The organism is Blastococcus colisei (assembly GCF_006717095.1).
Taxonomy (GTDB): domain Bacteria; phylum Actinomycetota; class Actinomycetes; order Mycobacteriales; family Geodermatophilaceae; genus Blastococcus_B; species Blastococcus_B colisei.
This window is the reverse complement of sequence record NZ_VFQE01000001.1, coordinates 2,929,718-2,949,105: the sequence shown is the minus strand read 5'-3', so window position 1 is coordinate 2,949,105 and position 19,388 is coordinate 2,929,718. Positions and strand designations below refer to the sequence as shown.

At 72.6% G+C, this 19,388-nt stretch carries 20 protein-coding genes; 14 read left to right on the top strand and 6 right to left on the bottom strand.

Going from position 1 to position 19,388, the window contains the following annotated elements:
- The first annotated feature begins 39 nt into the window (after nucleotides 1–39).
- Genes FHU33_RS14005 through FHU33_RS13995 form a run of 3 tightly spaced genes read left to right on the top strand, consistent with a single transcriptional unit; the run spans nucleotide 40 to nucleotide 4,573 of the window.
- Nucleotides 40–1,848 (top strand): DUF3556 domain-containing protein, encoded by a 1,809-nt coding sequence (locus FHU33_RS14005; protein WP_142025890.1) that lies wholly within the window; start codon nucleotides 40–42, stop codon nucleotides 1,846–1,848.
- Nucleotides 1,845–3,260, top strand: a complete 1,416-nt coding sequence (locus FHU33_RS14000; protein ID WP_142025889.1) for a phytoene desaturase family protein — start codon at nucleotides 1,845–1,847, stop codon at nucleotides 3,258–3,260. Before FHU33_RS14005 ends, FHU33_RS14000 begins: the two co-directional genes overlap by 4 nt.
- Nucleotides 3,257–4,573 carry a PucR family transcriptional regulator gene (locus FHU33_RS13995; protein WP_142025888.1) on the top strand — a complete coding sequence of 439 codons (1,317 nt, stop codon included), beginning with the start codon at nucleotides 3,257–3,259 and terminating at the stop codon, nucleotides 4,571–4,573. The genes FHU33_RS14000 and FHU33_RS13995 overlap by 4 nt, the downstream gene beginning before the upstream one ends.
- 189 nt (nucleotides 4,574–4,762) lie before the next feature.
- Here FHU33_RS13995 and FHU33_RS13990 read toward each other — a convergent pair whose 3' ends face one another.
- Nucleotides 4,763–5,593 carry an LON peptidase substrate-binding domain-containing protein gene (locus FHU33_RS13990; RefSeq protein WP_142025887.1) on the bottom strand — a complete coding sequence of 277 codons (831 nt, stop codon included), beginning with the start codon at nucleotides 5,591–5,593 and terminating at the stop codon, nucleotides 4,763–4,765.
- Between the two features lie 80 nt (nucleotides 5,594–5,673).
- On the opposite strand from FHU33_RS13990, the gene hisD reads away from it, so the two are divergent.
- The 4 genes from hisD (at nucleotide 5,674) to FHU33_RS25010 (ending at nucleotide 9,014) form a co-directional block, all read left to right on the top strand.
- On the top strand, nucleotides 5,674–6,978 hold the full coding sequence (gene hisD / locus FHU33_RS13985) for a histidinol dehydrogenase (RefSeq protein WP_142025886.1): 1,305 nt from the start codon (nucleotides 5,674–5,676) through the stop codon (nucleotides 6,976–6,978).
- Between the two features lie 73 nt (nucleotides 6,979–7,051).
- On the top strand, nucleotides 7,052–8,158 hold the full coding sequence (locus FHU33_RS13980) for a histidinol-phosphate transaminase (RefSeq protein ID WP_142025885.1): 1,107 nt from the start codon (nucleotides 7,052–7,054) through the stop codon (nucleotides 8,156–8,158).
- A 79-nt stretch (nucleotides 8,159–8,237) separates the two neighbouring features.
- Nucleotides 8,238–8,834, top strand: a complete 597-nt coding sequence (gene hisB / locus FHU33_RS13975; protein WP_142025884.1) for an imidazoleglycerol-phosphate dehydratase HisB — start codon at nucleotides 8,238–8,240, stop codon at nucleotides 8,832–8,834.
- A gap of 3 nt (nucleotides 8,835–8,837) precedes the next feature.
- Complete coding sequence (locus FHU33_RS25010) at nucleotides 8,838–9,014, top strand: hypothetical protein (protein ID WP_170182452.1); 177 nt, start codon at nucleotides 8,838–8,840, stop codon at nucleotides 9,012–9,014.
- A 30-nt stretch (nucleotides 9,015–9,044) separates the two neighbouring features.
- Here the strand turns inward: FHU33_RS25010 and FHU33_RS13970 are convergent, their stop codons facing one another.
- Complete coding sequence (locus FHU33_RS13970) at nucleotides 9,045–10,139, bottom strand: GGDEF domain-containing protein (protein WP_142025883.1); 1,095 nt, start codon at nucleotides 10,137–10,139, stop codon at nucleotides 9,045–9,047.
- Between the two features lie 160 nt (nucleotides 10,140–10,299).
- On the opposite strand from FHU33_RS13970, the gene hisH reads away from it, so the two are divergent.
- Together hisH and FHU33_RS13960 are read left to right on the top strand one after the other, a co-directional pair.
- Nucleotides 10,300–10,938, top strand: coding sequence for an imidazole glycerol phosphate synthase subunit HisH (hisH, locus tag FHU33_RS13965; RefSeq protein WP_246063614.1), 639 nt, complete (start codon nucleotides 10,300–10,302; stop codon nucleotides 10,936–10,938).
- Nucleotides 10,939–10,978: 40 nt separating this feature from the next.
- Nucleotides 10,979–13,309, top strand: coding sequence for a M20/M25/M40 family metallo-hydrolase (locus FHU33_RS13960; RefSeq protein WP_142025881.1), 2,331 nt, complete (start codon nucleotides 10,979–10,981; stop codon nucleotides 13,307–13,309).
- 6 nt (nucleotides 13,310–13,315) lie between these two features.
- Here FHU33_RS13960 and FHU33_RS13955 read toward each other — a convergent pair whose 3' ends face one another.
- Together FHU33_RS13955 and FHU33_RS13950 are read right to left on the bottom strand one after the other, a co-directional pair.
- The gene (locus FHU33_RS13955) at nucleotides 13,316–14,077 is read right to left on the bottom strand and encodes an SDR family NAD(P)-dependent oxidoreductase (protein WP_142025880.1); all 762 of its coding nucleotides are present in this window, start codon (nucleotides 14,075–14,077) and stop codon (nucleotides 13,316–13,318) included.
- On the bottom strand, nucleotides 14,064–14,675 hold the full coding sequence (locus FHU33_RS13950; protein WP_142025879.1) for a nitroreductase family protein: 612 nt from the start codon (nucleotides 14,673–14,675) through the stop codon (nucleotides 14,064–14,066). The genes FHU33_RS13955 and FHU33_RS13950 overlap by 14 nt, the downstream gene beginning before the upstream one ends.
- 99 nt (nucleotides 14,676–14,774) lie before the next feature.
- On the opposite strand from FHU33_RS13950, the gene FHU33_RS13945 reads away from it, so the two are divergent.
- The 5 genes from FHU33_RS13945 to hisF all read left to right on the top strand — a co-directional run bounded on the left by FHU33_RS13945 (nucleotide 14,775) and on the right by hisF (nucleotide 17,384).
- Nucleotides 14,775–15,026 carry a type II toxin-antitoxin system Phd/YefM family antitoxin gene (locus FHU33_RS13945; protein ID WP_142025878.1) on the top strand — a complete coding sequence of 84 codons (252 nt, stop codon included), beginning with the start codon at nucleotides 14,775–14,777 and terminating at the stop codon, nucleotides 15,024–15,026.
- On the top strand, nucleotides 15,023–15,283 hold the full coding sequence (locus FHU33_RS13940; RefSeq protein ID WP_142025877.1) for a Txe/YoeB family addiction module toxin: 261 nt from the start codon (nucleotides 15,023–15,025) through the stop codon (nucleotides 15,281–15,283). The genes FHU33_RS13945 and FHU33_RS13940 overlap by 4 nt, the downstream gene beginning before the upstream one ends.
- 82 nt (nucleotides 15,284–15,365) lie before the next feature.
- Complete coding sequence (priA, locus tag FHU33_RS13935; protein WP_142025876.1) at nucleotides 15,366–16,097, top strand: bifunctional 1-(5-phosphoribosyl)-5-((5-phosphoribosylamino)methylideneamino)imidazole-4-carboxamide isomerase/phosphoribosylanthranilate isomerase PriA; 732 nt, start codon at nucleotides 15,366–15,368, stop codon at nucleotides 16,095–16,097.
- On the top strand, nucleotides 16,094–16,486 hold the full coding sequence (locus FHU33_RS13930) for a RidA family protein (RefSeq protein ID WP_142025875.1): 393 nt from the start codon (nucleotides 16,094–16,096) through the stop codon (nucleotides 16,484–16,486). Before priA ends, FHU33_RS13930 begins: the two co-directional genes overlap by 4 nt.
- Nucleotides 16,487–16,589: 103 nt before the next feature.
- Nucleotides 16,590–17,384, top strand: coding sequence for an imidazole glycerol phosphate synthase subunit HisF (gene hisF, locus FHU33_RS13925; protein ID WP_142025874.1), 795 nt, complete (start codon nucleotides 16,590–16,592; stop codon nucleotides 17,382–17,384).
- Nucleotides 17,385–17,403: 19 nt separating this feature from the next.
- Here the strand turns inward: hisF and FHU33_RS13920 are convergent, their stop codons facing one another.
- Together FHU33_RS13920 and FHU33_RS13915 are read right to left on the bottom strand one after the other, a co-directional pair.
- Complete coding sequence (locus tag FHU33_RS13920; RefSeq protein WP_142025873.1) at nucleotides 17,404–17,805, bottom strand: hypothetical protein; 402 nt, start codon at nucleotides 17,803–17,805, stop codon at nucleotides 17,404–17,406.
- A 124-nt stretch (nucleotides 17,806–17,929) separates the two neighbouring features.
- Entirely contained in the window at nucleotides 17,930–19,282 is a 1,353-nt protein-coding gene (locus FHU33_RS13915; RefSeq protein WP_170182451.1) for an RNA-guided endonuclease InsQ/TnpB family protein, read from the bottom strand.
- Nucleotides 19,283–19,388 lie beyond the last annotated feature (106 nt).

The window sequence follows — 19,388 nt, the reverse complement described above, 5'->3', positions numbered from 1 at the left end:
CCCTCGTGCCGGACGCCCCTGCCCGCACGAGGAGACACCATGGGTTTCAAGACCGCAGACATGCCGCCGGTGGACCCGGCCCAGTTCGAGTCGATGCCGTTCATGGAACGGATGCGGATGCTCGCCACCCACTGGTGCGAGTACGGCTTCGGCGGCCCGAAGACCAACCACATGCTCTACCTCTACAAGCTGGTCTTCTACGTCGTCGGCGGCGTCGCCGTGGTCGCCCTCACGACGCCCGGCCTCGGAGGCATCGGCGACTTCGCTGCCTGGTGGGGCGAGCTGATCGTCTACCAGAAGCTGATCATCTGGACGGTGCTCTTCGAGATCACCGGGTGGGCCTCGTCGTCCGGTCCACTGGCGTTCAAGTTCAAGCCGTTCATCGGCGGCTTCCTGTACTGGACGCGGCGCAACACGCTGCGGCTGCCTCCGTGGCCGGGCAAGGTGCCGTTCACCAAGGGCGACCACCGCACCACCTTCGACGTCGTCCTCTACTGCAGCATCCTGGCCACGCTGGCCTTCCTGCTGCTCACCCCGGGATTCGAGTCGTCGGCCCTGCCGGGGAGCGACGCGGGGCTGCTGCCGCAGTGGGGGCTGCTGACCTACGTGGCGCTGATCATCGTCATGGGTCTGCGTGATCGGGTCGTCTTCCTGGCGGCGCGCTCCGAGCAGTACGTCGCCGCGCTCTTCTTCTTCGGCATCCTGAGCAACCACGTCGACATGGTCCTCGCCGCCAAGATCGCCCTGGTCACGATCTGGATGGGCGCCGGCATCTCGAAGTTCGGCCACCACTTCACCAACGTCGTCCCGCCGATGATGAGCAACACCCCCTGGCTGACGTCGCTGAAGTTCAAGCGGGCGCTCTACCGGGACTACCCGAACGACCTGCGGCCGTCGAAGGTGGCGTGGGCCTTCGCCCACATCGGTGGCACCGTCGTCGAGCTCGTGCTCCCGCTGGTGCTGCTGTTCTCGACCAACTCGACGATCACCTGGCTGGCGATCGTGGGCATGATCGTCTTCCACATCTTCATCACCTCGACCTTCCCGCTCGCGGTGCCGCTCGAGTGGAACGTCTTCTTCATGTTCGCCCCCGTCTGGCTCTTCGGCGGCTTCCCCGCCTCCGAGGGCTACGGCGTCGGCGACATCAGCTCGCCGTGGCTGCTCGCCGCCATCCTCGCCGTCTTCGTCGCCTTCCCGATCCTGGGCAACCTGCGGCCCGACCTGGTCTCGTTCCTGCCGTCGATGCGGCAGTACGCGGGAAACTGGGCGTCGGCCACCTGGGCCTTCCGGGGTGACGAGGCGGAGGACAAGCTCAACAAGCACCTGGTGAAGTACAACGCCAACCAGGTCGACCAGCTCGCCGGGGCCTTCGGCAAGGAGATCGCGGAGATCTTCATGCAGAAGGCGATGGCCTGGCGGACCATGCACAGCCAGGGGCGCGGCCTGATGTCGCTGATGATGCGCCACCTCGACCGGCTGGAGAACTACCGCATCCGTGAGGGCGAGTTCGTCTGCACCACGCTGGTCGGCTGGCAGTTCGGTGACGCGCACCTGCACAACGAGCAGACGATCACGGCCGTGCAGAAGCGCTGCGCGTTCGAGCCCGGCGAGTGCATCGTCGTGTGGGTCGAGTCGCAGCCCATCCACCGGTCGACGCAGGAGTACAAGGTCATCGACGCGGCACTCGGTGTCGTGGAACGGGGCTACTGGAAGGTGGCCGACGCGGTGGCGGAGCAGCCTTGGCTGCCCAACGGGCCCATCCCGCACACCGTCACGTGGCGCAGTCCCGGTTACACGCCGGCCGGGGAGCACCCCCACCCGGTGGTCCGTGCCAGTGTGAGTGCATGACCGACGCCGTCGTGGTCGGCAGCGGGCCCAACGGGCTCGCTGCCGCCCTCACTCTTGCCGCCTCGGGTGTCCAGGTGACGGTCGTGGAGGCCGCCGACACCATCGGGGGAGGAACCCGGAGCAGCGCCCTGACCCTGCCCGGGCTGATCCACGACGAGTGCTCCGGTTTCCACCCGCTGGCCGTGGACACTCCGTTCTCCCGGGCGTTCGACCTGGAAGCGCACGGGCTGACCTGGCGGTGGTCGGACATCGAGTGGTCCCACCCCCTGGACGGCGGCGGTGGTGCAGCCGTCTGGCGCTCGGTGGATGAGACCGCCGCGCGCCTGGGACCGGACGGACGACGCTGGCGCAGCCTGTTCGGCCCGCTCACGCGGCGCTTCGACGACATCGCCGAGGACTTCCTGCGGCCGATGCTGCACGTGCCGCGGCATCCGGTGAAGCTCGCCGGCTTCGGGGCCTACTCCCTGCTGCCGGCGGCGGTGCTGGCACGCCGGTGGTCGGGGACGGAGGCGCGGGCGCTGTTCGCCGGCGTCGCGGCCCATGCGTTCCGGCCGTTCGGCTCCCCGGCGTCCTCGGCGATCGGCGTGGCGCTGGGCACGGCGGCGCACCGGTACGGCTGGCCCGTGGCCGAGGGCGGGTCGGCGGCCATCGGCCGGGTGGTCTCCGCCCTGCTCGCCGAGCACGGTGCCAAGGTGGAGACAGGCGTGACGGTCGGCTCCCTCGACGAGCTCGGCGACCCGGACATCGTGATGCTCGACGTCGCCCCCGCGGCGGCGGCCCGCATCGTCGGGGACCGGATGCCGCGGCGGATCGCACGGGCGCTGACGCGCTACCGCCATGGGCCGGGCTCGTTCAAGGTGGAGTTCGCCGTGCAGGGCGGCGTCCCCTGGACTCACGAGGACTCACGGCGGGCCGGCACCGTGCACGTGGGTGGCACCTTCGAGGAGATCGCCGCCACCGAGAAGGACGTCGTCCGGGGGCGCATGCCGGAACGGCCGTTCGTGCTCGTCGGGCAGCAGTACGTCGCGGATCCGACCCGGTCGCGGGACGACGTCCATCCCCTCTACACCTACGCACACGTGCCGGCCGGATACACCGGTGACGCGACCGCGGCGATCGAGGCGCAGATCGAACGGTTTGCTCCCGGTTTCGGTGACCGGGTGCTGGCCCGGCACGTCACCTCGACGGCCGGCCTGGAGGCGCACAACAGGAACTACGTCGGCGGGGACGTCGTCACCGGCGCCAACGACCCGTTGCAACTGGTGTTCCGGCCGCGCATCGCGCTGGATCCCTACGCACTCGGCGTCGAGGGCGTGTACCTGTGCTCGGCGGCCACCCCGCCCGGTGCCGGTGCCCACGGGATGTGTGGTTACAACGCTGCCCGATCCGCTCTCGGCCGACTGGCGAGGTGAGCGTGCAGACGCGGGAGGATCAGTTCGGCGCGGGGGAGGGGGTGGGCCCTCCGCCCCAGAGCCTGCAGGCCCTCGTGGCCGAGGCCGCGCTGCGGCTGGACCGCCGGCAGCCGCAGATCGCACGCGACATGAGCGACCTGATCGCCCGTGAGATCAAGTCACTGGACGTCGACCGGGCCTTCATCGAGTTGCTGCGGGCCAGCGTCGACGCCAACACCAAGACGATCACGCACATCCTCATCAACGACATCCCGATCGAGCGGCTGCAGCCGACGACCGCGGCGGTCGAGTACGCGCTGCGGCTGGCACAGCGGGACATCCCGGCCAACTCGCTCGTGCGCGCCTACAACGTCGGCAAGGACGACTTCATCGAGCAGATCTTCCCCGACGTCCAGTCGCTGGACTGCTCGGCGGAGGAGAAGTTCGCCGTCCTGCAGCACATGTCCTCGGTGGTGGGGCGCTACATCGACTGGATCTCGCAGTACGTCTTCGAGGTGTACGAGAAGGAGCGGGAGCGCTGGATCAGCACCCAGGGCAACGTGCGCGCCACCCTCATCCATGACGTCCTGGGCAGGCGCAGCGTCGCGCCCCGGGACTTCGAGAAGGAGACGCGGTACCGGCTCGATGCTCACCACGTCGGCATGATCATCTGGTCGGTCGACGGCGACCCGGCACCGGACGAATTGCGCATCCTGACGCAGGTCGTCTCCAAGGTGGCGGCCGCGGTGGGAACGTCCGGCCCCCCGTTGACCACGGCCGTGGACCGCACCACCGCCTGGGTGTGGTTGCCCTTCGTCGCCAAGCCGACAGGGATGAACCTGGAGGAGATCCGGCGAATCGTGGGCCAGGCCCGGACGTGCCGGGCGTCCCTGGGACTGTCCGGCGCCGGGGTCGCCGGATTCCGTCGAACGCACGAGCAGGCCCAGGCTGCGCGGCGGGTCGCCGTCACGTCCGGGGAGACCGCAGCTGCCATCAGCTTCGGTGACGACGGGGTCGCGATCACGTCGCTGCTGGCCAACGATCTGGAATCCACGAGTGCATGGGTGATGGAGGTCCTCGGTGGCCTCGCGGTGAACAACGAGAACATGCACGCGCTGCGCGAGACGCTGCGTGTCTTCTACCTGACCGGCGAGAGCTACACCGACACCGCGGTCCTCATGAACCTGCACCGCAACACGGTGCGCTACCGCGTCGCGAAAGCGCTCGAGCAGTGCGGTGGAGGGGTTCGCTCGAACCGGGTGGACCTCGCCGTCGCGCTCAACGTCTGCCACTTCCTGGAGGCCTCCGTACTGGCCGATCCGGTCGGCCGGTGAGCGGTCCGGGCCGAGGGCGACGGCGGCTATGCAGGAGCGACGTCGCGGCTTCGCCTACGGCGACCCTGCCCGGTCACCCGGTGGTAGGCGAGGAGGCCTCCGTGCTCGAGCTGACGCCCGATGCACCGCTGTCTGCGGGCCTAGATCGAGTAGTACCGCGGGTCCACGTCTCCACGGGATGGTCGTGTCTCAGTTGACCGTCATCGGGCTGGCGAACTGCTGGAGCGGCACGGGCACCGCACCCAGCTCCTGCAGCAGCGTCAGCTCGCGGCGCAGCATGCGGGACTCCGATGCCAGGCGCCGCCGGGTGGCCGACTCCGCGAGCAGGGCCTGCCGGTCCTCGGTGGTCAGCAGCGCCGCGGAGGCGACCAGGTAGGACAGCGCGGCGGGATCGTCGCTGACCGCATCCAGCAGCACGGCGGTCTCCGCATCCAGCGTCGGCCCGCCGCCGCCCCCGCCGCCGCTGCCGAGATCGGACACCTCGGCCACGTAGCGGGTGAACAGGTCCCGGACTCCCCGGGTGAGCACGTCCAGGGAGCCGCGGGCCACGGAGGTGACGACCTCGTCCAGTCCGTCGTCGCACGGCGGGGCGCCCTCGGCGGCACCGGGGATCAGCAGCCCGTCGGTGTCGCCCGCGGCCTCCTCGGCGGCCTCCTCCTCGCCCAGCCACTCCACCTCGGCCTGCAGGTAGGGCGGATCGTCGGCGACCACGACGTCCAGCAGGCGGAAGCGCTCCCCGCCGACGGTGACGATCCGGAAACCGCCGTCGGCCTGCGGCCGGACGGCCTGGACCCGGGCGGTGCAGCCGATGTCGTACAGCGCCTCGGCCGGCGCGACCCGCTCGACCTCCCAGCCCTGACGGATGGCGACGACACCGAAGAAGCGCCGGTCACCGGCCTCGGGGTGGGTGAGCAGGTCACGCATGAGCCGTCGGTACCGGGGCTCGAAGATCTGCAGCGGCAGCACGATCCCGGGGAACAGCGGCGTCCCGAGCGGGAACAGCGGGATGAAATCACCCATCGGCCCACCGTACGGGCGGCGCGGATGCCCGTGCCGCCGCTGGCTACGCTGGAATCCCGTTCCACAGCTGGAGGTGGCCCGTGCTCGCCCGCATCGACCTGCGCGGATCCGCGCTGCCGGGACGACGTGACCTCGCCGGCCTGCTGCCGCGTGCCGGCACCGACATCGACTCCGTGATGGCGACGGTCCGGCCGCTCTGCGAGGACGTGCGCATCCGGGGCGCGCAGGCGGTCCGCGAGATCACCGCCCGGCTCGACGGCGTGGACGCCGAGGACTTCGCCGTCCCGCGGGCCGCGCTCGACCGGGCGCTCGCCGAGGCCGACCCGACCCTGCGGGCGGCGCTGGAGGAGGCGATCGCCCGGGTCCGGAAGGTGCACGCCGACCAGCGGCGCACCGACGTGACCACCGAGGTCGTCCCGGGTGGAACGGTCACCGAGCGGTGGGTTCCGGTGCGGCGTGTCGGCCTCTACGTGCCGGGCGGGCTGGCCCCGCTGCTGTCCAGCGTCGTGATGAACGTCGTCCCGGCGCAGATCGCCGGCGTGGAGTCGATCGCCGTCGCCTCACCGCCGCAGCGCGACCACGGCGGGCTGCCCGACCCCGGCGTCCTCGCCGCCTGCGCCCTGCTCGGCATCACCGAGGTGTACGCCGTCGGCGGCGCCCAGGCCGTGGCCGTCTTCGGCTACGGCGCCGGCTCCTGCGAGCCGGTCGACATGGTCACCGGCCCCGGCAACGTCTATGTGACGGCGGCCAAGCGGCTGCTGCGCGGGCTCATCGGCATCGACTCCGAGGCCGGTCCCACCGAGGTGGCGATCCTCGCCGACGACACCGCCGACCCCGCCCACGTGGCCGCGGACCTGATCAGCCAGGCCGAGCACGACCCGCTCGCCGGCGCCGTGCTGGTCACCCCGAGCGAGGAGCTCGCCGAGGCCGTCCTCGAGCTGGTGCCCGGCCAGGTCGCCGCCACCAAGCACTCCGACCGGATCACCACGGCGCTGGACGGCAGCCAGTCGGGCATCGTCCTGGTCGACGACCTCGACGCCGGTCTGCGCGTCGTCGACGCCTACGCCGCCGAGCACCTGGAGATCCAGACCCGGGACGCGCGCGCGGTGGCGGCGCGCGTCCGCAACGCCGGCGCGGTCTTCGTCGGGGCGTGGTCCCCGGTCTCCCTGGGCGACTACTGCGCCGGGTCCAACCACGTGCTGCCGACCGGCGGCTGCGCGCGCTTCTCCAGCGGCCTGTCGGTGCAGTCCTTCCTGCGCGGCATCCACGTCGTCGAGTACGACGAGGCGGCCCTGGCCGGGGTGGCCGGGCACATCGACGCACTCGCCGGCGCCGAGGACCTGCCGGCCCACGCGGCCGCGGTCAGGATCCGGCAGACCTCGTGACCGAGCTCGCGAGGTCACGCAGTGGCACAGCACCCCTGGGCATGCGCCTGACGAGCGCCATCGAGGACGGTGCATGACCGGCCCGGACGAGCTCCCGCTGCGGCCGGAGCTGCGGGGCCGCTCGCCCTACGGTGCCCCGCAGGTTCCGGCCGCCTACCGGCTCAACACCAACGAGAACCCGCACCCGCTGCCCGCCGAGCTGCTCGCCGACCTCGGCGCCGCCCTCGGGCACGCGGCCCTGGAGCTCAACCGCTATCCCGACCGGGACGCCGTCGCCCTGCGCACCGACCTGGCCGGCTACCTCTCCCGCACCAGCGGGGAGGCGGTGACCCCGCAGCAGGTCTGGGCCGCGAACGGCTCCAACGAGGTGCTGCAGCAGATCCTGCAGGCGTTCGGCGGCGGGGGCCGGACGGCGCTGGGGTTCACGCCGTCCTACTCGATGCACCCGATCATCTCCGCCGGCACCGGCACGGCCTGGGTCGACGGGCACCGCCGCGGCGACTTCACGATCGACGCCGCCGCGGCCGCTGCGCAGGTCCGCGAGGTGCGCCCGGACGTCGTCTTCGTGACCAGCCCGAACAACCCGACCGGCACCGCCGTCGCCCTGGAGACGATCGAGCAGCTGTACTCGGCGACCGCCGGCGTGCTGGTCGTCGACGAGGCCTACACGGAGTTCGCGCGGGCCGGGACGCGATCAGCGCTGACCCTGCTGCCCGGCCGGCCCCGGCTGATCGTCAGCCGCACCATGAGCAAGGCGTTCGGCATGGCGGGCCTGCGGCTGGGTTACCTGGCCGCCGATGCCGCGGTCGTCGACGCGCTCCAGCTGGTGCGGCTGCCCTACCACCTGAGCTCGCTCACCCAGGCCGCCGCCCGGATGGCCCTGGCGCACACCGACGCGCTGCTGGCGACCGTCGACGAGGTGAAGGCCCAGCGCGACCGGATCGTCGAGGCGCTGCCCGCCTTGGGGCTCACCAGCGTGCCCAGCGACGCCAACTTCGTGCTGTTCGGGCACTTCGCCGACGCGCCGGCGGCCTGGCGGGCGCTGCTGGACCGCGGCGTCCTGGTCCGCGACGTCGGCCTGCCCGGCTGGCTCCGCGTCACCGCCGGCACCGCCACGGAGACCGACGCTTTCCTCACGGCCTTGGCGGCTGTTGTCGCCGAGCACGGTGGCCGGACCTGATGGCCGCACACCTGCCTCCGGCCACCACCCTGGGTGAGCTGGCGGCAGCGATGCGCGCCGATGAGGGAGGATCGACCGCATGAGTCGCACAGCACGCGTCGAGCGCGAGACCAACGAGACCAAGCTGGTCGTCGAACTGGACCTCGACGGCACCGGCACCAGCTCGATCAGCACCGGCGTGGGTTTCTACGACCACATGCTCACCGCGCTGAGCAAGCACAGCGGCATCGACCTCACCGTGCGGGCCGAGGGCGATCTGCACATCGACGCCCACCACACGGTCGAGGACGTCGCCATCGCGCTCGGCCAGGCGTTCGCGCAGGCGCTGGGCGACAAGCGGGGCATCACCCGCTACGGCGACGCCACCATCCCGATGGACGAGGTGCTCGCCCAGGCCGCCGTCGACCTGTCCGGCCGCCCGTACTTCGTGCACGCCGAGCCCGAGAACATGACGCCGATGATCGGGCCGGACTACCCGACCAGCCTGACCAAGCACGTGCTGGAGTCCTTCGCGTTCAACGCCCGGATCAGCCTGCACGTGCGCGTGCTCTACGCCGGCCGGGACGCCCACCACATCGTCGAGGGGCAGTTCAAGGCGCTGGCCCGCGCGCTGCGCCAGGCGGTCGCGATCGACCCCCGCGTCACCGACGTGCCCTCGACCAAGGGTGCGCTGTAACCGGTGACCTCCGGTCTCGTCCTGCTGCTCCTCGGCGGGTTCCTCCTCGGCGGCGCCTGGAGCGTCTGGCGCACCGACGAGGACAGCCCCGACCGGGGTGGCCCGCAGGTGGCCCTGGCCGTCGTCCTCCTGCTCGCCGCCCTGCTCGCCAGCGCGGCGGGCATCCTCCGCCTGGTCTGAGGAAGCCTCCCGGCCGGACGGGCTCCGGCGTCACGAACCGCTGAGCGCAGTGCGGACCGGGGCGAGGTCGGCGGGTTCGTCCACCGTGGGTTCCGTCGCGCTGACGACGCGGTTCCGGCCGCTGCGCTTGGCGCGATAGGTGGCGGCGTCGGCTGCCGCGTGCAACGCGGTGGCATCGGGAGAGGTGACCGCGGCCAGGCCGACGCTGACCGTCGCGCCGTAGGCGGAGGCAGCGGTGCGGACCTGTTCGCGCAGTCGTTCGGCCACGGCGGCGGCCTGCTGCGACCCGGTACCCGGCAGCAGCAGGGCGAACTCGTCGCCACCCAGGCGACCGGCCGAGTCGCCCGGACGGGTCAGACCGGTCAGGACGCCCCCCACGAGAACGAGGACGCCGTCCCCGGCGGGATGGCCGTAGGTGTCGTTGACGGTCTTGAACTCGTCGACGTCGACGATGAGCAGACTGACCGGGTGGTCGGAGGTTGCCCGTCGGGCCTCCAGCTGCATCCGCTCGTGGAACGCGCGGTGGTTCAGGGTGCCCGTGAGCCCGTCCCGCTCGGCCAGCGCGGCGATCTCCCGCGCGTAGGCCGCCGTGCGCTCGTAGACCCGGACGTGGTTGGCCGACGCGAAGGCGCAGACCGCGGTGGTCACCATCAGGGCGAGTGTGACCAGGGTCAGGTCGTGTGCCGGGATGCCGCCGGCCACCAGCCCTACGGCCAGGTAGCCGGTGACGACGAACGATCCGGCCAGTGCCACGCCCACCGGGGGATAGGCCAGGGCCGCATGGGCCAGGAGGACGAAGAGGAACAGGGTGTAGGGGCTCCGCACGCCCCCGTCGAGCAGACAGAACAGGAGCACCAGTGCGATGCCGACTGCCTCCCAGGCATCGAAGAACAGCCGTCCTCGCGGATGGCGGACCAGCCGCTCGACCGGGGCCAGCAGCAGCAGCGGAGCCGGAACGGCTATCGCCGCGCACAGGAGCAGGACCACGGTGCCGTTCGGAGGCGCGGGAGCGACCCAGGTGCGCAGCGCGACGATCGCGGGGAGGACCACGCACAGGACCACGCCACTCACCGTGTGACGGCGCCAGAAGGCCACCCGTTCCTCGTCCTGGGCGAGTGCGCGCATGCCCCTGTCATCGAGCGGGCACGCCGGAGACTTGAGTGAGTCCACCTTCCCTCACCCAGGTGGGGGAGGGAGTCGCTCCGTCCTCCCTCACACCGCGGCCTCGTGCGTCCCGGCGGGAATGCCTGGGGCTCCGCCGCCGCTGATCGGTAGCGTGGCAGCGGTGAAGAAGGTGGCGATCCTCGACTACGGGTCGGGCAACCTCCGGTCGGCCGAGCGGGCGCTGGCCCGCGTCGGTGCCGACGTGACGGTGACCGCCGACCCGCAGGCGGTCCTCGACGCCGACGGCCTCGTCGTCCCCGGCGTCGGTGCGTTCGCCGCCTGCATGGAGGGGCTGCGCGCCGTGGACGGTCCCCGAATGATCGGCCGCCGCCTGGCCGGTGGCCGGCCGGTCCTCGGCATCTGCGTGGGCATGCAGATCCTCTTCGACCGCGGCGTCGAGCACGGGCAGGACACCGAGGGCTGCGGAGAGTGGCCGGGCGTCGTCGAGCACCTCGAGGCGCCGGTACTCCCGCACATGGGCTGGAACACCGTGGACGCGCCCGAGGGCTCCGTGCTGTTCGACGGACTGGCCGACCAGCGCTTCTACTTCGTGCACTCCTACGGGGTGCGCGACTTCCCGCTGGCCGCCGACGGACCGCCCACCCCGCTGGCCAAGCCCCGCGTCACCTGGGCCGAGCACGGCGACCGGTTCGTCGCGGGCGTCGAGAACGGCCCCCTCTCCGCGACGCAGTTCCACCCGGAGAAGAGCGGCGACGCCGGCGCCCAGCTCCTCACGAACTGGCTCCAGACACTCGACTGACCTGCAGAGGATCGGCCCGGCGCACACCTAGGGTGACGCCGTGCCAGCGACCCGGTCACGGAGCGCCCTACGGCCGAGCCGTGTCGCCGGGCTGATCGTCGTCGCGCTCCTGCTCGTCCTGGCCGGCTGGAGCGTCGTGAGCCTGCGCCCCCCGGCTCCCGCCCCCGCCGACGCGCCGGCGACGGAGTTCAGTGCCGCCCGCGCGTTCGGCCACGTCGAGGCGATCGCGGCCGAGGTGCGCGTGACCGGGAGCGCGGAGTCCGACCGGGTCGTGGACGACCTGGTCGACATCCTCAGCGGTCTCGGCCTGGACACCCGGGTGCAGAACGCCGTCGGCGCGGTGCGCACGGCCGCCGGCGAGACCCGGATGGCGCGGGTGCGCAACGTCGTCGCGGTGCTGCCCGGCACGGAGCCCACCGGCCGGCTCTTCCTCACCGCCCACCACGACTCCGTCGAGACCGGCCCGGGCGCGGCTGACGACGCGGCCGGCGTGGCCGCCGTCCTGGAGTCGGTGCGCGCGCTGACCGCAGGACCTCGGCTGCGCAACGACGTCGTCGTCGTGCTCACCGACGCGGAAGAGGCCTGCTCGTGCGGCGCGGAGGCGTTCGCCGCCGCGCACCCGCTCGCCTCCGCCGGTGGAGTCGTCCTCAACCTGGAGGCCCGGGGCACCAGCGGCCCGCCGATCATGTTCGAGACATCGGGCGGCAACGCCCGCCTCGCCGAGGCCTACGCCACGGCCGCTCCGCACCCTGTCGCGAGCAGCCTCGCCGTCGAGGTCTACCGGGCGCTGCCGAACTTCACCGACTTCAGCGTGTTCATGGCCGACGGCGACTTCACCGGTCTCAACACCGCCTTCATCGACGGCGCGGCCGCCTACCACAGCCCGCAGGACGTGCCGGAGCGACTGGACCGGGGGACGCTGCAGGCACTCGGGGACAACGCCCTGGCCACCGCCCGTGAACTGGGCGACCGGGACCTCGCCGTCCTGGCCAGCCCGGGCGCGGACGACGCGACCTACTTCCCGGTGCTGGGGGAGCTGGTCCGCTACCCGGGGACGCTGGTCTGGCCCCTGGCGGCCGGGGCCCTGGTCGCCACCGGCCTGCTGGTCCTCGTCGTGCACCGGCGGAGGATCAGCTCGCTCCGTCGGACGGCGGGAGCCACGGCGCTGGCCGCCCTTCCGCTGGTCCTCGCGCCGCTGGCCGCCCAGGGGCTGTGGCTGCTGCTGGTGGCGGTGCGTCCCGGATACGGGCAGCTGCTGGACCCGTGGCGGCCGGGCTGGTACCGGCTGGCGACCGTCGCGCTGCTGGCCGGGGTGGTGCTCTGCTGGTACGCGGTGCTGCGCCGGCGGGTGGGCGCCGTTCCGCTCGCCGTCGGCGGCCTGGTCTGGCTCGCGGTGCTGGGCGTCGTGCTCGCCGCCGCCGCCCCCGGGGGCTCGTACCTGGCGGTCTGGCCGGCCCTCGCCGGAGCGCTGGCCGGACTGCTGGTGGCCGTCACCGCCTCGCGGCTGCTCCGGCTGGGAACGGCGCTGCTCGCGGGCGCGGTGGCCGTCGTGGTGCTCGCGCCGACCGTCGCGCTGTTCTTCCCGGCCCTCGGGCTCAGCACGGCGGCCGCGCCCTCGGCGGTCGCCACGCTGCTGCTGATCGCCCTCCTGCCGGCCCTCGAGCTGCTGTTCCCGGCCGAGGAGGACCACCGGCCGTGGGCGGTGACCGCGGTGCCGGCCGCGGCGCTCGTCGTGGCCGTCGCCTGCACGGGAGTCGGGCTGTCGGTGGACCGGTTCGACGCGGCCCACCCGGTGCCCAGCCGGCTGGCCTACGTGCTCGACCGCGACACCGGGCAGGCGTCGTGGGTGAGCACGGAGCAGTCCCCGGGGGCGTACACCGTGGAGTTCGTCGGCAGCCGGGACGAGCTGCCCGCCGACTACCCGTACCTCGGCGGGCCGGTGTGGTCCGGTCGGGCCGAGCCGGCCGACCTCCCGGCCGCGAACGTCGAGACCGTCACCGATTCCGTCGTCGGTGACCGCCGGGAGCTGTCGGTCCGCGTCACCCCGCAGCGCGCGGGCGTCCGGATGCTCGTCCTGGACCTGCGCGTGGACGGCGGCACGGTGGTCGCCGCCCGTATCGGGGGTCGCGCCGTGCCGGTCGAGGAGCTCGGGGGGAACCGGGCGTGGATCGTCTTCCACGCCCCGCCCGAGGACGGCTTGCAGGCGTCGTTCAGCGTGGAGGGCGACGGCGCGGTGGAGCTGCGGGTCGTCGACGTCAGCGACGGGCTGGACGGGCTGCCCGGTCGCGAGCCCCGGCCCGAGGGTGTCGACGCGGCCGGCTCGCACAGCTCCGACGTCGTCCACGTGGCCGCGACGACCGGGCTGGGCTGAGGCCGCTCAGCTGCGCAGGTAGGAGGCCCCGTTGACGTCGACGATCGTGCCGCTGGAGAACCGCGCCTCCGGTGAGGCGAGCCAGAGCACCGCCGCCGCCACCTCGTCGGCCCGGGCGACCCGGCTGAACGGCGACTGGGCGCGGACGGCGTCCCCGCCCGGACCGTCGAGCACCTCGCGGGCCATCTCGGTCTGCACGAAGCCCGGGGCGACGCAGGTGACCGAGATGCCGTGCGGCGCCAGTACCAGCGCCATCGACTGGGCGAAGGCGTTGAGGCCGGCCTTGGACGCGCCGTAGGCGGGTGTGTTCGGCTCGCCCCGGAAAGCGCCGCGGCTGGAGACGTTGACCACCGCGCCGCCGCCGGCCGCGATCAGGTGCGGGACGGCACGGAAGGTGGCGTTGGCCGCTCCGACGAGGTTCACCGCGAGCGTCTGCGACCAGGCGGCCTGCCAGTCGGCATAGGAGGTCTCCAGCGGCGGGTGGGCGGTGAAGACGCCGGCGTTGTTGACCAGGACGTCGAGCCGGCCGAGCTCCTCGGCCGCGCGGTCGACCATCGTCCCGACCGCCTCGGCGTCGGTCATGTCCCCCTGCACCAGCACATGACCCTCGCCCGGCAGCTCCGCCAGCACGCGCTCGGCGCGCTCCCGGGAGGCGCCCCAGTGGACCGCCACCCGGTCGCCCCGCTCGGCGAACGCCCGGGCGATCGCCCGGCCGATGCCACGGGACCCCCCGGTGACCAGCACCGCCCGTCCCTCACCAGCTGCCACGATGCACGACCTCCTCGACGGGGCGCCGACCGCGGCGCAGCGACGGGGAGCGGCGGTCGCCGTCCCCGGGGTAGCCGACCGACACGCAGCCCACCGGCCGATATGCCTCGGGGACGCCGAAGGTCGCGCGGAAGGCGTCGACGCGCTCCGGTGGGACCCCGAAGAAGCAGGCGCCCAGTCCCTCGTCGACGGCGGTGAGCAGCATGAGCAGCGCGGCCATGCCGGTGTCGACGTCCCAGTAGGGCACCGGCCAGCGCGCCCCGTCGCGGTCGGTCCAGCCCTTGTCCGGCTCGGCGTAGCGGTCCAGGTAGGCGGCCTTGTGCGACAGCGGGATCACCAGCAGCGGCGCCCGGCGCATGCGGATCAGCCAGCCGTCGGGGGAGGGCGGGTCCTCGGGGGCAGGGCTGGTCGCCGTCCAGAAGCGGTCGCGGTCCTCTGCCGTCTCCAGGACCAGGAATGCCCAGCCCTGGCTGAACCCGGCCGAGGGCGCCCGGATCGCGTGTTCGAGCAGCCGCTCCCGGACCTCGGGCGGCACCGGGCGGTCGGGGTCGTAGTCGCGCACCATGCGACGGCGGCGGACGACCTCGGCGAACTCCACGCCCACCACCCTGCCAGCACAGATGAACGGGTAGCGGGCGGTTGCCGGATGGTTGCAACCGACGTACAATTTCTCGTACGTATTCAGGAGGGGTGTGGCATGCGAACCATGACGTACTCGGAGTCCCGCGCCAAGTACGCGGAAACGCTCAACGCGGTCATCGACGACCGCGAGGAAGTGATCATCACCCGGTCGGGACGCGATCCCGTCGTCATGGTCGCGTTGGAAGACTACGAGTCACTCAAGGAGACCGCCTACCTGCTGAGGAGTCCGGCGAATGCCCGGCGGCTGCTCTCGTCCATCGAGCGGCTGGAGAAAGGCGAAGGCACCGAGCGCGGCCTCGACGAGTGAAGCTGGTCTGGGATGAGGCCGCCTGGGCCGACTACGTCTGGTGGCAAGCCCAGGACAGGCGGGTCGTCAGGCGGATCAACGCGCTGATCAAGGATGTGGAGCGCAACGGCAATGCCGGGATCGGCAAGCCTGAGCCGTTGAAGCACGGGTTCCACGGCTACTGGTCGCGCCGCATCACCGATGAACACCGCCTGATCTACAAGTACGTGGCCGACGAGATCCGTATCGCGGCCTGCCGGTACCACTACGAGAGCTGATCAGAGATCACGAAGCTCGCCCGCCGGTGACCGTCCGGGCCGATGCGCTGAGTCCCGCGTCGCCCTCCCTAGTCTGGTCGCCGTGCCGAAGCTGCAGCTGCTCCCCGCCGTCGACGTCGCCGACGGTCAGGCCGTCCGTCTCGTGCAGGGGGAGGCGGGCAGCGAGACCTCCTACGGCGATCCGCTCGACGCCGCGATGCAGTGGCAGCGCGACGGCGCCGAGTGGGTGCACCTGGTCGACCTCGACGCCGCCTTCGGCCGCGGCTCCAATCGCGAGCTGCTGGCGCGCGTGGTCGGCGAGCTCGACGTCGACGTGGAGCTCTCCGGTGGCATCCGGGACGACGAGTCGCTCGCCGCCGCGCTGGCGACCGGCTGCCGCCGGGTGAACCTGGGCACCGCCGCCCTGGAGTCCCCGGAGTGGTGCGCCCGCGCGATCGCCGATCACGGCGACCGGATCGCCGTCGGCCTGGACGTCCGAGGCACCCGGCTGGCCGCCCGCGGCTGGACGAAGGAGGGCGGGGAGCTCTACGAGACCCTCGCCCGCCTGGACGCCGAGGGCTGCGCTCGCTACGTGGTCACCGACATCACCAAGGACGGCACGCTCCGCGGCCCGAACCTCGACCTGCTCCGCGAGGTCTGCGCCGCCACCCCGAAGCCGGTGATCGCCTCGGGTGGCGTGAGCTCGCTGGACGACATCCGGGCGCTGGCCGGGCTGACCGCCGTCGGCGTCGAGGGAGCCATCGTCGGCAAGGCGCTGTACGCCGGAGCGTTCACCCTGCCCGAGGCGCTGCGAGTGACCGGGGAGGGTGCATGAGCGTCGTTCGCCTCGGCTCAGGGGCGCCCTGGGAAGGGATCGTCGGCTACAGCCGGGTCGTCGTCCGCGGTGAGGCCGCCTGGGTGAGCGGGACGACGGCGACCGTCGACGGGCAGGTGGTCCACCCGGGTGACGCCGGCGCCCAGACGAGACAGTGCCTCGCGGCGATCGAGCAGTCCCTCGAGCGGGCCGGCTTCACGCTCAACGACGTCGTCCGCACCCGGATGTTCGTCACCGACATCGCCCGCTGGGAGGAGGTCGGCCGCGCCCACGGGGAGGTGTTCGGTGACATCCGGCCGGCGACGACGATGGTGCAGGTCGCCGCGCTGATCGACCCGGCGATGCTGGTGGAGATCGAGGCCGACGCCGTCCGCGGGGTGCCGGCATGACGAGCGAGCGTGCGAGCTCGTCCAGGGGCAGGGCTCGTCGGAGACGAACGGCGTCGCCGCGCTGGGGGCACCTCCCGCTTGCGGGGGACAGCGAGGAGGCGTCGTGAGTCTGGCCGTTCGGGTGATCCCGTGCCTGGACGTCGACGCCGGGCGCGTGGTCAAGGGCGTCAACTTCGTCGACCTGCGCGACGCCGGCGACCCGGTCGAGATGGCCCGGGTGTACGACGCCGAGGGCGCCGACGAGCTCACCTTCCTCGACATCACCGCGAGCTCTGGTGACCGGGCGACCACCTACGACGTGGTCAGCCGGACGGCGGAGAGCGTCTTCATCCCGCTGACCGTCGGGGGCGGGGTGCGCAGCGCCGAGGACGTGAACCGGCTGCTGCGGGCGGGCGCGGACAAGGTGGCGGTGAACACCGCCGCGGTCGCCCGCCCCGACCTCATCGCCGAGATCGCCGACCGGTTCGGCAACCAGGTGCTGGTGCTGTCCCTGGACGCCCGGCGCTGCCAGGACGGCGCGGCGACGGATTCGGGCTTCGAGATCACCACGCACGGCGGGCGCCGGGGGACCGGTCAGGACGCTGTCGAGTGGTGCATCCGGGCCGCGGAGCTCGGGGCCGGGGAGATCCTGCTCAACTCCATGGACGCCGACGGCACCCGCGCGGGCTTCGACACCGACCTGATCCGTCAGGTGCGCCGCGAGGTCAGGGTGCCGCTGGTCGCCAGCGGGGGAGCCGGCGCCGCCGAGCACTTCCCGCCCGCGGTCGCGGCCGGCGCCGACGCCGTCCTGGCGGCCAGCGTCTTCCACTTCGGCGTCCTGCGCGTCGGTGAGGTCAAGGACGCTCTCGCCGGGGCCGGTGTCCCGGTCCGCCACGAGGCCGACACCCCGCTGCGCTGACCGGGGCGACCTGCCCGGGCTAGCGCCGCGCCCGGGTCCCTGCGAGGAAGAGCGCGGCGCCGGACAGCAGGTTCAGGGCGACCGTCGCCCGAGCCGCGGACGACCTGGGCCGCAGTCCCCACGACGCGGGTTCGGCGATCGTTCCCACGAGCACGACCGCACCGAGGACGGCGCTCGTCCGCTCGGGCCACGAGGCGCCGGACCCCGCCCGCATCGCGGCGGCCAGCGCGATGACCGGCATGGGCCAGGGTGCCGCCACCCCGGACCCGAGTCCGAGCGCCAGGTGGACGGGCACCCGGCCGGGGAACCGGATCCCGAACGGCTCGTCGGGAAGCTGCGGCTGCCGCAGGGAGACGGCTGTCGTACAAGCGGTCGCCGCCGCGAAGAAGGTTCCTGCAGCGAGCATCGTCCGGTCACCCATGAGGCCTGCTCCCCTCGACGCGCCACGTCGCGGCAGTGAAGCGGCTGCCCCCCTTACGGTGAGAGTGAGATGGCGGTGCCATCCGCTTTCTTCCGTAAGCGCCCCTGTCCGGGGCGTCCAGTGCTTACGCCACGCTGACGCGTGGCCGGCTGGTTCCTGCTTCACCGGGCAGCACCGGACCAGCCGAGACGGCTGGTCCTGACACCCACCCTCCACAGGCATGCCGGCTCGCGCCGGCTGACGGGCCGCCCGGGTGGCGGTCCCCGGCCTGGATCACGCACGGGCAGGTGCCCAGCGTGTGCTCGCCCCAGGCGGCGAGGTTGGCCGCGGCGTTGGTGTCCCGATCGCAGATCAGGCCGCACGCATCGCAGCGGTAGCTGCGCTCGGCGAGGGTGAGCTTGAGTTTCACCGCACCACATGACGAGCACGTCTTGGAGGAGGCGAACCAGCGGTCCGCGACGATTAGCTGCCCGCCGTGACGGGCCGTCTTGTACTGCAGCTGCCGGGCGAGCTCGGCCCAGCCCTGGTCGCCGATCGCGGCCGCCAGCGCCCGGTTGGCCATCAGGTTCTTCGTCGCCAGGGTCTCGACCACCACGACAGCATGCTCGCGTGCCAGCCGTGCGGTGAAGGCATGCAGCGCATCCGCGCGGACCGCGGCGGCGCGGGCGTGCGCCCGGCCGAGGCGGGCCACGGCCTTGTGGCGGTTCGCCGAGCCCTTCTGTGCCCGGGATACCGAGCGCTGCAGGTGTCTGACGTGGCGCAGCCGGTCCCGGAGCGCCCGGCTGGCGGGCAACTCGGCCACCATCTGGCCGTTCGCATCAGCGACCACTGCAGCGGTCTTCACTCCACGGTCGACGCCGACCACCGGCCCGGCCGGCGCGGTGCGCTGCGCGGCTGGGGTGCGCGCCTCACGCGTGAAGTTGACGGTGGCGTACCACCGGCCGTCGGAGTGCTTCGTGACGGTGATGTGCTGCAGCACCGCGTTCCCGCGACGGAGCAGTCGGCGCAGCTTCGCCTGCTGCGGACACGCCGAGCTGATGCGCACCCAGCCGTACTTCGCCAGCCGCACCCAGCCGGCCTTGAGGGCGAGACCGTCGCGGACGGTGAACCGCGACCGGTCCCGGCGCCGGGACTTGAACCGCGGGAACCGCCGCTCCCCGGCGAGGAACGCCGCGTGCGCGTTGGCGGCGTCGCGCAGCGCGTACCGGAACGTCCACGTGGAGTGCTCGCCTGCCCAGGGTGCGACGTCGGGCTTCTCCGTCGTCCACATCTTGGCGAGCGTGAAGAATGACAACGGCCGGACCCGGTCGGCACGCTCCAGGCCGTAGGTCGCCTCCGCCGTCCACTGGTCGGCGTTCGCCTTGATCTTCGCGACCGCCCAGTTCCATGCGAACCGGCGGGCCCCCGCGGCGCGCAGCAGCATCCCGGCCTGGACGTCGGTCACGTCCAGCCGCACCCGCACCGCGCCGTGGCTCACAACCGGCATCGTGCCGGTGACCACCGACAAGATTAGGCAGCCTCCATCTCACCCTCACCGTAAGGGAGGAGCGGCTGTCAGTGGGGGGCGGCAAGAGGCGGCGCCG